Origin of the sequence: Pseudomonas extremorientalis, assembly GCF_001870465.1 — a bacterium.
Classification (GTDB): domain Bacteria; phylum Pseudomonadota; class Gammaproteobacteria; order Pseudomonadales; family Pseudomonadaceae; genus Aquipseudomonas; species Aquipseudomonas extremorientalis.
Map to the genome: position 1 here is coordinate 1 of NZ_MDGK01000032.1, position 13,956 is coordinate 13,956.

The following is a 13,956-nucleotide window of genomic DNA, read 5'->3' on the forward strand; positions in this document are numbered from 1 at the left end:
TGTGGGAGGGGGCTTGAACTGGTCAAGTAATCTTGGACACCGATTAAGGTTCATGCCGCCAACCTTTCCTTCGCGACCGGCGACCGGTAGTCGTTGTAGCTGTGAGGCCTGCTGATGTTGTAGCGCGAGACATAGCGCTGCACATCTGCCCGGGCCTCATGCTCCAGTTTGTAGCCCGTTTCAGGAACCCACTCGGATTTCAAACTACCAAAGAAACGCTCCATCGGGGCGTTGTCCCAGCACTCGCCTTTACGGCTCATACTTTGCCTAAACCCATGCTTCACAAGCGCGTTTCGGAATTTATGGCTGGTGTACTGGCAACCTTGGTCAGAGTGAAACAACACATCCTCGGGATGGCCGCGTAGCTCAACTGCCATGCGTAGTGCCTCGCAGGTCAGGTTGGCATCCGAAATCATCGAGAACGACCAGCCTACGATCCTGCGAGCGTACAGATCCAGAACGGCGGCGAAGTACATCCAACGCTTGCCGACCTTGATGTACGTTACGTCGCCACACCACACCTGATTAACCGCCGTCACATCAAATTTCCGCTTGAGCACATGCGGCGCCACCAAGGCCTCCACGCCCGGCGACTTGTACTTATGGCGCCTGCGCTGACGACTAGCGATGCCAGCCTCGCGCATCAAATTGCGAGCCATGTAACGTCCGACACGATGTCCTTTGGCTTGCAGCTCCTTGGACAAGGTACGTGCGCCCGCCGACTCTCTCGACGCCTTGTGGTGCCTGACCAGCGCGGCTTTGAGCTTTTCCCGCTCAGGATTTGCTCTGCCCTGGCGCTGGCGCCAGGCATAGAAGCTGCTGCGGTTAACCCCGAACGCCCGGCAACACCTTTTAACGCCGTACTGCTCGTCCAGCTCATCGATCAGCGTGAATGATCTTTGGCGTCCAAAAGCAGGAGAGCACTGGCCTTTTTTAAGATTTCAATGTCCAGGTCTTTCTCCCTGAGCAGGGCTTTGAGTCTCTGGATCTCTCGTTGATCAGCGGTAATTGCCTTGGCTCCCACCGGAGTCGAGCCCAAGCGTTCTTTTTGCACTTGATCGACCCAACGGCGCAGAGCAGTAGGACCAATATCCAGGCTGGCACAGACCTCGGTAACCGGCTGACCTTCATCCAGCACCATGCTGGCAGCCTTGAGCTTGAACTCACTCGAATAAGATTTACGCATATCCAAACACCTCAGATTTGGGCGCTATCATAGCGCCCGATTGAAGTGTCCAAAATCATTAGGCCAGTTCAGCTTGCCCCCTCCCACACTTTGACCGAGTACCGCCCATACAATCCGGTCGGCTCTAAGGTACGGATATGTACACAACACGACACCACCCCGCCATCACCCCATCACCCCGGCACCGGAATCACCCGCAACCCCCTCACCGACTTATAGGAAAAACTCGAATAAATCTCCTTGACGCAAGGCAACGTCTGCAACACCTCCCGCGCAAACTCCCCAAACGACTCCAGATCCCTCGCCACCACTTCCAACAAAAAATCATACCGCCCCGACACGTTATGGCACGCCACGATCTCGGGAATCGCCAACAACCGCTGCTCGAATGCCCGGGCAATTTCCTGGGTATGACTCTCCATCATGATGCTGACAAACGCCGTCACCCCATACCCCAGCGCCTTGGGCGAGAGAATCGCCTGGTACCCGCTGATCACCCCGCTCTCCTCCAGGTTGCGCACCCGGCGCCAACAGGGCGAGGTCGTCAGGGAGACGCGGTCGGCCAATTCAGCCACCGTGAGGCGGGCATTGCCTTGCAGCGCGTTTAAAAGCGCTTTATCGGTGCGATCCAGACTAATGGGCATAACATGCCTCTATTCGTTATTTTTATGAGGTTTTCATCCCGGGACGCGGGGATTACCGGCAAATATTGCAAAGTTCATCTCTGGTTATGAGCATAGCATTGTAGGAAATAAGGAGCGTCCCACATGAACAATAAACACAATGCATTCGGCTTTTCCACCCGCGCCATCCACCACGGCTACGACCCCAAGGACCACCACGGCGCGCTTGTCCCGCCGATTTATCTGTCGGCCACCTTTGCCTTCCCCACCGCCGAATACGGTGCCGCCTGTTTTGCCGGCGAAGCCAGCGGCCACTTCTATACGCGTATTTCCAACCCGACCCTGGCGCTGCTGGAGTCGCGCATGGCGACCCTGGAAAACGGCGAGGCGGCGGTGGCCTTCAGTTCCGGGATGGGGGCGATTGCCGCGACGTTCTGGACCCTGCTACGCCCCGGCGACGAGGTGATCGTCAGCCAGACGCTGTACGGTTGCACCTTCGCCCTGCTGCACCACGGCATCGGCGAGTTCGGCATCAAGGTGCGGCATGTCGACCTCACGGACCTGGCGGCCCTGCAAGCCGCGCTCAGCCCCGCAACGCGCATGATCTACTGCGAAACCCCGGCCAATCCCAACCTGCAACTGGTGGATATCGCCGCCGTCGCCACCCTCGCCCACCACCAGCCCAATGTCACCGTGGTGGTCGACAACACCTACTGCACGCCCTACCTGCAACGCCCCCTGGAACTGGGCGCCGATGTGGTGGTGCATTCGGCCACCAAGTACCTCAGCGGCCACGGCGATATCACCGCGGGCATTGCCGTGAGCAGCCAGGCGCTGGCCCAGCGTATTCGCCTGCAAGGCCTCAAGGACCTGACCGGCGCCGTCATGTCGCCCCAGGATGCCTCGCTGTTGATGCGCGGCCTCAAGACCCTGGCCCTGCGCATAGACCGCCACTGCAGCAACGCCCAGGCGGTGGCCGAAGCCTTGCAGGCGCACCCGGCCGTGGAGCGCGTGACTTACCCGGGCCTGCGTTCTTTCCCTCAATACGAACTGGCGACACGCCAGATGAAAATGCCCGGTGGCATGATCGCCTTCGAACTCAAGGGCGGGATCGAAACCGGCCGGCGCTTCATGAATGCACTCAAGCTGTTTACCCGCGCGGTCAGCCTGGGCGACGCCGAATCACTGGCCCAGCACCCGGCGAGCATGACTCACTCCACCTACACCCCGGAAGAGCGGGCCGCACACGGCATCAGCGAGGGGTTGGTGCGCCTGTCGGTGGGGCTTGAAGACATCGCCGACCTGCTGGCGGATGTACAGCAGGCACTGGCCAAATGCACGCGCACGCTGCAACGTCCTTCCAGGCTCGTGAGTCTTTAAATCCGATTTTTTAAGATTGGATCCCCTTCCCGCCGCCAGGCTGTACTAGCATAGGTTCCGGCGGGAAGGACTATCACGGTAGGTTATTCGCATTGGCTTGCATCTTAATCCCCGCTGCTATAAGGCCGAATACCTGCACGCCTCATGGATGAATTGATGAACTCACAGTTGTTTCCGCATATTGGCAAGGTCATCGCCAGCACCGGCAGCCGCCATTTTCCGCGCATGCTGCATGACCTGATCCTCACCCAACTGGCCGTGGACGCCACCCATATCACGCAACTGCAGGTGAGTGCCGAAGGGCACGTCCGGCGCAAGATCAGCCCGGTCTACACCGACTCGGTAGAAGCCTTGGGCGAAGAGCAACCTGCCGCACAATTGCACCTCACCCGCCGCCGCGACGACGTGCGCTATGTGTTGTCGGTGTATCGCTCACACCAGTCCGAAAATTTCTCGCCGCAGGAGCGCAGCATGCTGCAGGACTTCTCCACCCTGCTGCTGCCCATGGTCGAAAAACACATCGCCGCGATCCAGCCTTGCCGCCAGGACAGCGAGCCGGTGCCCCCGGAAAACCAGGGCCTCGAAACCCTGCGCCGGCGCATCGAGGAACGCCTGGTGCAATCGGGGCTGACCCTCTCCAACCGTGAACTCGAAGTGTGCGTCGGCCTGCTGGCCGGGCGCACGGCGCCGGAGCTGGCGGAGCAATTGGCATTGAAGGTCAACACCATCGAGAGTTACCTCAAACGTGCGGCGATCAAGCTGGGGATCAGCGGGCGGCATTCGTTGTTGCGGTGGATGTATGCCACCGAGGAAAGTACGGGGCTTTAAGCTCACACCGATCAAAATGTGGGAGGGGGCTTGCCCCCGATTGCTGTGGGTCAGCAACCGAATTGTGGCTGATACACAGCAATCGGGGGCAAGCTCCCCCCCACATTGGGTTCTCATTGACAAGCAGGACTCAATCCCTTGCCAAGGCCTCGATCGGGTCCAGCCGCGCCGCATTCCGCGCCGGCACAAAGCCAAACACGATGCCGATCAATGTCGAACAGGCAAACGCGGTCAGAATCGAGCCCAGGGAAAACACCATCTCCCATTCCTTCACGAACACTGAAAACAAAAAGCCCAGGGCATAGGACAACGAGATTCCGATCAGCCCACCGATCAAACACACCATCACCGCCTCCACCAGGAACTGCTGGCGAATGTCCGATTGCCGGGCGCCTACCGCCATGCGAATACCGATCTCGCGGGTACGCTCGGTCACCGACACCAGCATGATGTTCATCACCCCGATACCGCCCACCAGCAGCGAAATCACCGCGATCAACGACAGCAACAGCGCCAGGGAGCGACTGGTTTTCTGCACCGTCTGCATGATGCTGTCGAGGTTGTTGGTGAAGAAATCCTTGGTGCCGTGACGTTGCAGCATCAGCTTGTTGACGTTGTCTTCCACCACCTTGCTTGGCTGACCGTCCTTGATGCGCACGGTGATACTGTCCAGATGGCGCTGACCCAACAGGCGCCCCGCCGCCGTTTCATAGGGCACCCACACATTCAATGCCTTGCTGGCGGCGAACATGTTTTTATTGTCGGCCGTCACGCCGATCACCGTGCACGGCAGGTTACCCACCAGGATCACCTGGCCCAGCGGGTCGACGTTGGGTCCGAACAGGCGATGGCGGGTGTTGTGGTCGATCACCACCACTTGGGCCTGGCGCCGTGCGTCGCTTTCGCTGAAGGCGATGCCGGCTTCGAGCTTCAGGCCCTTGACCTTGAAATAGCGGTCACTCACACCGTTGACCTGCGCATCCAGGTCGATATTGCCAAAGCGCAGCAACAGGTTGCGGCCCACCACCGGCGTGGCACTGTCGACGTAATACAGCTGGTTCAACGCGTCGACATCCGAGGGCATCAACGTCTCGATGGCCGAGGCGCGGCTGTCACCGAAACTGGTGCCGGAAAAGATATCGATGGTGTTGCTGCCGATCGCCTGAATGTCCTTGAGCACATAACGCTTGGCGCCTTCGCCGATGGCCGAGATCGACACCACCGAGGTAATACCGATGACAATACCGAGCATGGTCAGCAAGGTGCGCATGCGATGGGACACCAGCGCGACCCAGGCCATGTTGAACGCTTCCTTGAACAACCCCAGGCTCGCCACCAGACGCCTGGCGCCACTGCGCCTGGGTTCGATGGGCGTTTCGCCGGGCAGCTCCAGGCCGACACTGTCGTTGGCCTTGTCGCTGACAATCTCGCCATCGCACACCTCGACGATGCGCTGGGCGTTCGCCGCGACCTTGGGGTCGTGCGTCACGATAATCACCGTGTGCCCGGCGGCGTGCAGCTCAGCGAGGATACGCATGACCTCCTTGCCGCTGTGGGTGTCGAGGGCGCCGGTCGGTTCGTCGGCCAGGATCACTTCACCGCCGTTCATCAACGCACGGGCAATACTCACCCGCTGCTGCTGCCCGCCCGACAGCTGGCTGGGACGATGGGTGGTGTGGCTGGCCAAGCCCAGGCGGGCCAGCAGCTCCCGCGCACGGCTATGGCGCGCGGTTTCCGGCGTACCGGCATAGATCGCCGGCATCTCCACGTTGTGCAAGGCGCTCAAGTGCGCCAGCAAGTGGTAGCGCTGGAAGATAAAACCGAAGTAGTCACGGCGCAGTTCGGCCAGTTGCTCGTCGCCCAATGAGCGGGTTTCGATGCCATTGATCTTGTAGCTGCCGGCCGTGGCGTAATCCAGGCCGCCGAGGATGTTCATCAGGGTGGACTTACCCGAGCCCGAGGCGCCGATGATCGCGACCATTTCCCCGGCGTGAATCGTCAGGTCGATGCCCTTGAGCGCAATGAACTCACGCTCGCCGGCCATGAAACTGCGGGTGATGCCCTTGAGTTCCAACAGTGGCTGGGTCATACGTCAGTTCCCCGCCACAGCCGGCGTGGCTTCGCCGATCACCACGTTGTCACCTTCGGCCAGGCCTTCGAGGATCTGCACCTTGACGTTATTGTTGATCCCGGTCTTCACATTCCGCGACACCGCCTTGCCCTTGGCATCCAGCACCCGCAGCGGGTAGCTGCCATCGTTGTTGCGCGCACCGAGCGCCGCCACCGGCACCATCAACGCGGCCTGGGCGGTGTCGAGCACGATACGCACCTGGGCGGTCATGGCGATACGCAGGCGGTGATCGGGGTTGGGCACGTCGAACAGCGCGTTATAGAACACCGCGGTGTTCTGCTTTGGCGTACCGGCGGTCTGGGTTTCCAGGAAATTCTGCGGCGCCGGCTCGGTGCCGCGCAGCTTGGCGTAGTAGCGCTTGTCGGCCTCGCCGAGGATGGTGAAGTACACCTGCTGGCCGGGGCTGATGTGGATCACATCCGCCTCGGAGACCTGGGCCTTGACGGTCATGGTGTCCAGGTCCGCCAATTTGAGCAGTACCGGCGCCAGTTGGCTGGCGATCACGGTCTGGCCTTCCTGGGTGACAATGCCCACCACATCGCCGTCGATGGGCGCGACGATGCGGGTGTAGGCCAGGTTGACCTTGGCGGTGTCGATCTGGATGTGCGCGCTTTTGATCTGCGCATCCAGGGACAGCAGGTTGGCCTGTTGCACCTGGAAGTTGGACTCGGCGTCTTCGAAGTCCTGACGGGATACCGACTCGTCGATCTGCAGGCCTTTATAGCGCTCGTACACGGACTTGGCCTGCTTGAGCTGGGCCGCCGTGGCGCGGCGTTGGGCCTGAAGGTTTTCTTCGTCGACCTGGGCCTTGCGCAGGGTGTTTTGCAGGACCAGTGGGTCGATTTCGGCGAGCCATTGACCCTTTTTCACTTTGTCGCCGACCTTTACTTTCAGGGACTTCAATTGGCCGGAGACTTGGGCGCCCACGTCGACCTGTTTGATGCCTTCGAGCAGGCCGGTGGCCAGCACGGCGTTTTCGATGTCACCGCGTTGAGCGGTGGCTGTGAGGTATTGGGGGGCGTCGGCGGGGGCCTGGACCGTGTAGATGATCAGGCCGATGGCGACTGTGATTACTGTGAGCATTCCTAGTTTGCGTAACTTTGACTTTTCCATGGGTGGCCTTTGATCGAGTACATATCCGTTACTTGGGTAACGGCTGATAGGGGTTCCGCCCTTACGGCGGGTCACTTTTGAAAAGAGCCCAAAAGTGACCAAAAGGCTCTTGCCCCAACACTCGGCACCTCGCTTAGGCGCGGTGTGCCCGAACGCATGCCAGCGTGTTTGACGGGGCGTCTGAGAGCAAAAGCCAGATCACCAGCAGATCAAAAGCAGGCTGATATCTACCTGATGTATGGAGATCAAACTGTGGGAGGGGGCTTGCCCCCGATTGCAGTGGGACAGCCACAGATGCATCAACTGACACACCGCCATCGGGGGCAAGCCCCCTCCCCCATTTGAGCCGCGCTCGACAAACACAATACCGGTCGGCCCTGAGGCCGCCGGGCTAGCCGTTACCGAAGCAACGGATATGTACACCGACAATCCACTCACGAAACCACCTCCCCAACCACCACGCCCCCCAGCCACCACCGTGCCAACCCCGCCACATTCGGTGCCTTGAGCAACGTAAAGTGATTCCCCCCGCCATACCAAACCTGCAACCCACTCCCCTGTCGCCGCCACCCCTCGACCATCATCCCCTGCTCTCGCTGGTTCCCCGCGGCGTCCAGCGCCGGATCCTCAGCCAACACCAACCGCACCACGCTCTTGAACCGCGCCCCAGGCCGATACGCCGTACGCAACGCCGCCGCATAAGTGCGCGCCGGCCCCTCCATCGCATCCACCGCAGAACGCCCCGGCAACAATCCCACCCCGACCATGCCGGCATGTAACCGCTGCCGCTGCGCCTCCTCATCACACGCGGCAAAATCACCAGGATCAATTCCCAGCGACCTGCCCGCCGACAACTGCATCGCCTCGATCAACCGCAGCAACGCCGCCGTCGTGGTGTACACCTTCGCGGTCCCCCCAGGTGCCTCACTGTCGATCACCGTCAATGACGCCACCTCCCGCCCGGCCGCCTGCAACCGCAGCGCCATCTCCAGCGCGACCCAGCCCCCGAACGAATGCCCCACCAGATGCACCGGCCCGTGCGGACATTCCTGCTCCAAGGCCATCAAGTAACAAGCCGCCGCCGCTTCCACCTGGCTATGGGGCACCGCTTCGCCGTCCAGCCCACGCGGCTGCAAGCCAAACAAAGGCCAGTCACGCCCGAGTGCCTCGCCCAAGCCGACGAACCCGGTGACACTGTCCCCTGCCCCCGGTACGCAGAACACCGGCGCATACCCCGCCCGGCCACTCTGAATGCGCAACAACGGCTGATGCGGCGCCTGGGCCTGCGGCAAACAGGCCGCCAGCACCTCGCTCATCGCTCGCCCCAGTGCCTGGATATGCGGCGTTTGCATCATGCTCTGGTGATCCCCCGGCACCTGTACCTGGCGCAACTGGCCTGGCGCCAACACCTCATGCCACCCCAGGGACTCACTGCGCCGCGACAACTCGGTCGGCCGCTCATCCGCGCTGAACAGGTGCACCGCCACGGGCAACGGGAACAGGCTGTAGTGCGCCAGCGCATGCCCGTGTCCTACTTCCCGTTCGATAAAGCTCAAGAGGTCCGCGTCCGCAGCCGCCGCCATTTGCGCGTATAGCAGACCTTGATCGCGACAGCGTTGCAGCAGGCCCGCAAAGTCCAGCTGTTCAATCTGCGACGCCAACTGCCCAACGTTCGCCAGTTCATCCACACCTCCCTGTGCTTTCCAATACGCCGTGCACTGCAGCAACAAATGCCGCTTGAGCGCGTCCGGCCCGCTCCAGCGCGCCTTGCCCTGGTCGGTCATACGCGGCACGTAGCTGTCGATCAAACCGAGGAATGCCACCGGTTCATCCAGCCCCACTAGTTGCATCGCCACTTCATAGGCCAGCACCCCGCCAAACGACCAGCCGGCGACCCGGTAAGGCCCATGGGGTTGAATACCCCGAATCAACCCGACCAGGCGCGCCGCCAGGCCTTCCATGGTATCCAGGTGCGGCTCGCCGAGCGCCAGGCCCGGCAGGCCGTAAATCGGGTAGTCGCCGGGCAGATGCTGGCCCAGCGCCGGGAAATACACATCCATGCCACTGAATTCATGCACAAGGAACAGCGGCGCCTGCGAACCACTGCTGCGCACCGTGATCACCGCAGGATCGCGCACAGGCTCATCAGTGCGCTGACGCAGCATCGCGGCGACGGAGGCCACGCTGGCATGCTGGAACAACTCCGCCAGGGACACGGGCAAACCCGCTTCCTCCATCAGGTTGACCAACCGGATCGCCAGTAGTGAATGCCCCCCCAGTTCGAAAAAGCTGTCGTGACGCCCGACCTGTTCCAGCTTCAATACCTCTGCCCACAGCGCTGCCAGGGTCTGCTCCAGCGCATCCACCGGTGCTTCAAACTCGCGGCGGTGCAAAGCTTCCAGGGCGGGCACCGGCAAGGCTTTGCGGTCGATCTTGCCATTGGCTGTCAACGGCAGGGACTCCAGCGGCACAAAGGCCGACGGCAGCATGTAGTCCGGCAACTGGTCTTGCAGGCAAGCCCGCACGCTGTCGATGCCGACAGGCGTGTCGGCCCAGGTGAAATACGCCACCAGGCGCTTGTCCCCCGGGGCGTCCTCGCGGGCCAGCACCACCACATCCTGGATACCCGCAACATTGGCCAGGCGCGCTTCGATCTCGCCCAGTTCGATACGGAAACCGCGGATCTTCACCTGGTCGTCATTGCGCCCGATGCACTCCAGCAAGCCCTGCGCCGTCCAGCGGCCAAGGTCGCCGGTGCGGTACATCAAGGCGCCTGGGATAAACGGGTCCTGCACAAACTTTTCAGCGGTCAGTTCAGGACGGTTCAGATACCCCTTGGCCACGCCATCCCCACCGATGCAGATTTCACCGGTCACGCCCACGGGCACCGGCTGCAACTGCGCATCCAGCACATGCACCTGCGTATTGGAGATCGGCCGGCCGATGGGCACGCTGTCGGCCGTTTCGGCCAGCGACCGCACTTCGTAGGTGGTGGCGTAGGTGGTGGTTTCGGTCGGCCCGTAGCAATGCACCAGGCGCAATGCCGGTGCCTGGGCCAACAGACTGCGGAACGCCGCCGGGTCGGCCCGTTCACCACCGCACAGCAGGATGCGCAGGCCCGCCAGGGCCTGGGGAATCAGCTGCACGTACTGGTTGAACAACGCCGTGGTGACGAACAATACCGTCGCATCCGCCAACGCCATGCCAAACGCAGCCGGATCGAGCAAGGTGGCGTGGTCGATCACCTGCACCTGGCCGCCATTGAGCAACGGCCCCCACACGTCCATGGTACTGGCGTCAAACGCCGGGTTGGAGGCGAAGGCAACGCGGTCACTGGCGTTGAAGTCGGCGTAGCCGTTATTCAGCACCAGGCGCGTGATGCCGCGATGGGGCACCAACACGCCTTTGGGCGTGCCGGTGGAGCCGGAGGTGTACATGATGTACGCCACGCTGTCCGAGGACTGCGACAAGTCCGGGTTGTGGCTCGGTTGCGGATCGAGGGCCAGGGTGTCGAGGTCCAGGCGTTGCACGGCGTAGTCGACGGCACGCTCGCTGCCGGTCAACAACCAGGCCGCGCCGCTGTCCTGCACCATGAACGCCTGGCGCTCCGCCGGGGCGTTGATGTCCAGCGGCACATAGGCGGCGGCGCACTTGAGCACGGCCAACTGGCTGACCAGCAGGTCCAGCGAACGCGGCAACAGGATCGCCACATGATCGCCGGGGCGTACTCCAAGGCCCAGCAAATGATGGGCCAGGCGATTGGCGCGACTGTTCAGCTCGCCATAACTGAGTGACCGCTCGCCCTGCAGCGCCGCCAGCGCAGCCGGCCGTGCATGGGCCTGGGCTTCGAACAGGCGTTGCACCGTATGTTCACGCGGGAATGCCCGGGTGGTGGCGTTCAGGTCCAGCAATTGCTGGCGTTCGGCGGCGGGCAGGATCGGCACATAGGCGATGGCAAGCGTACCGCCCTGTTCCAACGCCTGTACCAGTTGCTCCACCGCGATGTGCAGGTAATCGCACACGCGACGGGCGCCCTGCCCCACGACTTTCAAGGAGAAACCCGCGCCCAGGTCATCCACGCTCACCGACAGGCCATAGTTGCTGTGTTCCTCGGCCTTGAGCAACCGGATGCCCTGCCAGGCCTCGCTCGCCACCTGCGGCGCACTGTGGCGATAGTTGAACAGCGTATCGAACAGCGGCGTGGTCACCGGCACGCCACTGCAGCGCTGGGCCAAGGCCAACGGCGCCTGCTCATGGCTGAGCAATTGAGTGAGGCGTGCGTGGGTGGCGCGCAACGCGTCGCGCACGCTGTGCCGACCCAGGTCCACCCGCAGCGGCAGGGTGTTGATGAACACGCCCATGGCCCGCTCGGCGCCTTCGCCGCCTTGCAGCCGGCCAAGCATCACGCTGCCGAACACCACCTGCTCCCGACCCGAGACCTTGCCCAGCACCTGCGCCCAGGCCAGGTGCATCAGGCTGGCGGCGCTCACCCCGGATTGCCGGGCCTGGGTGCGCAGGCGTTGGCTCAGCTCCAGGTCAAGGGGGCAGTGAACCTGCTCATTGCCGCCAAGGGTTTCCAGGCGGGTCGGCTCGTCGATCTCGCCCAGCATCTCACGGAAGAATGCCTCGTGATCATCAACCCCCAAGCGGGTCTGGGCCACATAGTTGCGATACGGCACCGGCGCGCCCAGGGTGTGTGGCGTGCCCGAGAGAAACGCCTGCATTTCGTGCTGCAAAATCTCCAGGGCGATGTGGTCCATCACCAGGTGGTGGAACAGCAAGATGGCACTGCCGTCACACACCACCAGGCGCATCAGCGGTGCCTGGGACAGGTCCAGACGCTCCGGCACCGGCCCATGTTCGACCCGCAGCGAAGCCTCGCGCCACACCACCTGAACCGGTTCTTCCAGGCCGTCCCAATGGAACGACGAACGCAGGATGTCGTGACGCTGGATCACCGCCTGCAAGGCCAGGGCAAATGCCTCCAGTCGCTGGGCGCTGTCGAATGCAAACTGCGCCCGTAGCACATAGTCGTCACCGCCCTGCGCGGCGCGATGGTGATAGAGCATGCCGGCCTGCAACGGCGCCAGCGGGTAGATGTCCTGCACATTCGCCGCGCCGCCGGGGATACAGGCGACGATACGCTCGATGGCCGGCTGATCCAGTTGGATCAGCGGCAACATGTCCGGGGTGATCGCCGTGCAATCGGCCGTAATGCCATTGACCGGCACCGCCACTTCACGCCCTGCGCCCAAGGCCGCCGCCAGGGCCGACAAAGTCGGCTGGCCAAACAGCACCTTCACATCCGCCGACAACCCGAGGCCGCGCATGCGCCCCATCAGGCTCACCGCAAGCAACGAGTGGCCGCCCAGCTCGAAGAAGTTGTCGTGACGGCCCACGCGCTCCACGTTGAGCAACTCGGCCCACAGGCTGGCCAGGGCGATCTCCGTGTCGCCCTGGGGCGCTTCGTACTCGCGCACCACCACCGAGTCCAGGCCCGGCGCGGGCAGTGCCTTGCGGTCGAGTTTGCCGTTGGGGCTCAAGGGCAAGTTATCCAGGTGCACGAAGATCGACGGCACCATGAATTCCGGCAGATGCTGCAAAAGATGCGTGCGCAAGGCGTCGATCTCGCTGGACACGCCGGTGTAGTAGGCAATCAAGCGATTGTCGCGGGCGATCACCGCGGCTTCATTGACCTGCGGGTGGTCGGTGAGGCGCGCCTGGATTTCCCCCAGTTCGATGCGCAGGCCACGGATCTTCACCTGATCGTCGTTGCGCCCCAGGTACTCGATCGTCCCGTCCGCCAGGTAGCGACCTACGTCGCCGGTGCGGTACAGGCGCCCCTCGGTGAACGGGTCCTTGAGGAAGCGTTCGGCGGTCAGTTCCGGCCGGTTCAGGTAGCCGCGCGCCACTTGCACGCCACCGATGAACAGCTCGCCGACCACGCCCAATGGCACGGGCTGCATCTGTGCGTCGAGCACGTACATGCGGGTGTTGGCGATCGGTTTGCCGATCGGCGTGTTGTCCGGCGTCACCGGCCCGGCGCAGTTCCATGCGGTCACATCGACAGCGGCTTCGGTCGGGCCGTACAGGTTATGCAATTGGCTACCTGGCAATTGCTGCTTGAAGCGCCGCACCAGGCTGCCCGGCAGGGCTTCGCCGCTGCACATCACACGCACTAACCCTTCGGCCTGGCTCACATCGCCATGGGCCAGGAACACATCCAGCATCGACGGCACGAAGTGCAGCGTGGTGATCTGCTCGGCGGCAATCACCTCGCACAGGTACGCCGGGTCTTTGTGCCCGCCCGGGCGCGCCATCACCAGGCAGGCGCCGGTGAACAGCGGCCAGAAGAACTCCCACACCGATACGTCGAAGCTGAACGGCGTTTTTTGCAGCACCCGGTCATGGGCTTGCAGGCCATAGGCGTCCTGCATCCACAGCAGGCGGTTGACCACGCCGGGGTGGTCGTTGATCACGCCCTTGGGCTGGCCGGTGGAGCCGGAGGTGTAGATCACGTAGGCACTGACGGCTGGCACGTGAGGGTTGTCGACAGGCTGATGCTGCCAGCTCGGCTGGTCCAGATCGACCACCGGCACCTCCCCCAGCAATGCCCGCGTCGCGCCCTGGGCCAGCACCGCCACCGGTGCGCTGTCCTCCAGCATGTAGGCAATGCGCTCCAGCGGATACGCCGG

The 13,956-nt window shown here is 62.7% G+C and carries 8 protein-coding genes; 2 read left to right on the top strand and 6 right to left on the bottom strand.

The annotated features are described in order from the left end of the window. Window positions 1-50: 50 nt before the first annotated feature. The 3 genes from BFN10_RS13215 to BFN10_RS13225 form a co-directional block, all read right to left on the bottom strand. Window positions 51-887: an IS3 family transposase gene (locus BFN10_RS13215; protein WP_071489093.1), complete on the bottom strand. Its 837-nt coding sequence runs from the start codon at window positions 885-887 to the stop codon at window positions 51-53. Beyond that, complete coding sequence (locus tag BFN10_RS30150; RefSeq protein ID WP_014717988.1) at window positions 884-1,186, bottom strand: transposase; 303 nt, start codon at window positions 1,184-1,186, stop codon at window positions 884-886. The genes BFN10_RS13215 and BFN10_RS30150 overlap by 4 nt, the downstream gene beginning before the upstream one ends. A 173-nt stretch (window positions 1,187-1,359) precedes the next feature. Next, on the bottom strand, window positions 1,360-1,830 hold the full coding sequence (locus tag BFN10_RS13225; RefSeq protein ID WP_071490032.1) for an Lrp/AsnC family transcriptional regulator: 471 nt from the start codon (window positions 1,828-1,830) through the stop codon (window positions 1,360-1,362). Between the two features lie 123 nt (window positions 1,831-1,953). On the opposite strand from BFN10_RS13225, the gene BFN10_RS13230 reads away from it, so the two are divergent. Both BFN10_RS13230 and BFN10_RS13235 read left to right on the top strand, forming a co-directional pair. Further along, window positions 1,954-3,189: a methionine gamma-lyase gene (locus tag BFN10_RS13230; protein ID WP_071490033.1), complete on the top strand. Its 1,236-nt coding sequence runs from the start codon at window positions 1,954-1,956 to the stop codon at window positions 3,187-3,189. 156 nt (window positions 3,190-3,345) lie between these two features. Beyond that, complete coding sequence (locus BFN10_RS13235) at window positions 3,346-4,017, top strand: response regulator transcription factor (protein WP_173668606.1); 672 nt, start codon at window positions 3,346-3,348, stop codon at window positions 4,015-4,017. Between the two features lie 130 nt (window positions 4,018-4,147). Here the strand turns inward: BFN10_RS13235 and BFN10_RS13240 are convergent, their stop codons facing one another. The 3 genes from BFN10_RS13240 to BFN10_RS13250 all read right to left on the bottom strand — a co-directional run. Then, window positions 4,148-6,106: a MacB family efflux pump subunit gene (locus tag BFN10_RS13240; RefSeq protein WP_071490035.1), complete on the bottom strand. Its 1,959-nt coding sequence runs from the start codon at window positions 6,104-6,106 to the stop codon at window positions 4,148-4,150. A gap of 3 nt (window positions 6,107-6,109) precedes the next feature. Beyond that, window positions 6,110-7,261: a macrolide transporter subunit MacA gene (macA, locus tag BFN10_RS13245; RefSeq protein WP_071490036.1), complete on the bottom strand. Its 1,152-nt coding sequence runs from the start codon at window positions 7,259-7,261 to the stop codon at window positions 6,110-6,112. Between the two features lie 434 nt (window positions 7,262-7,695). Further along, the coding region (locus BFN10_RS13250) for a non-ribosomal peptide synthetase (protein WP_139221110.1) at window positions 7,696-13,956 on the bottom strand (6,261 nt) is incomplete at its 5' end.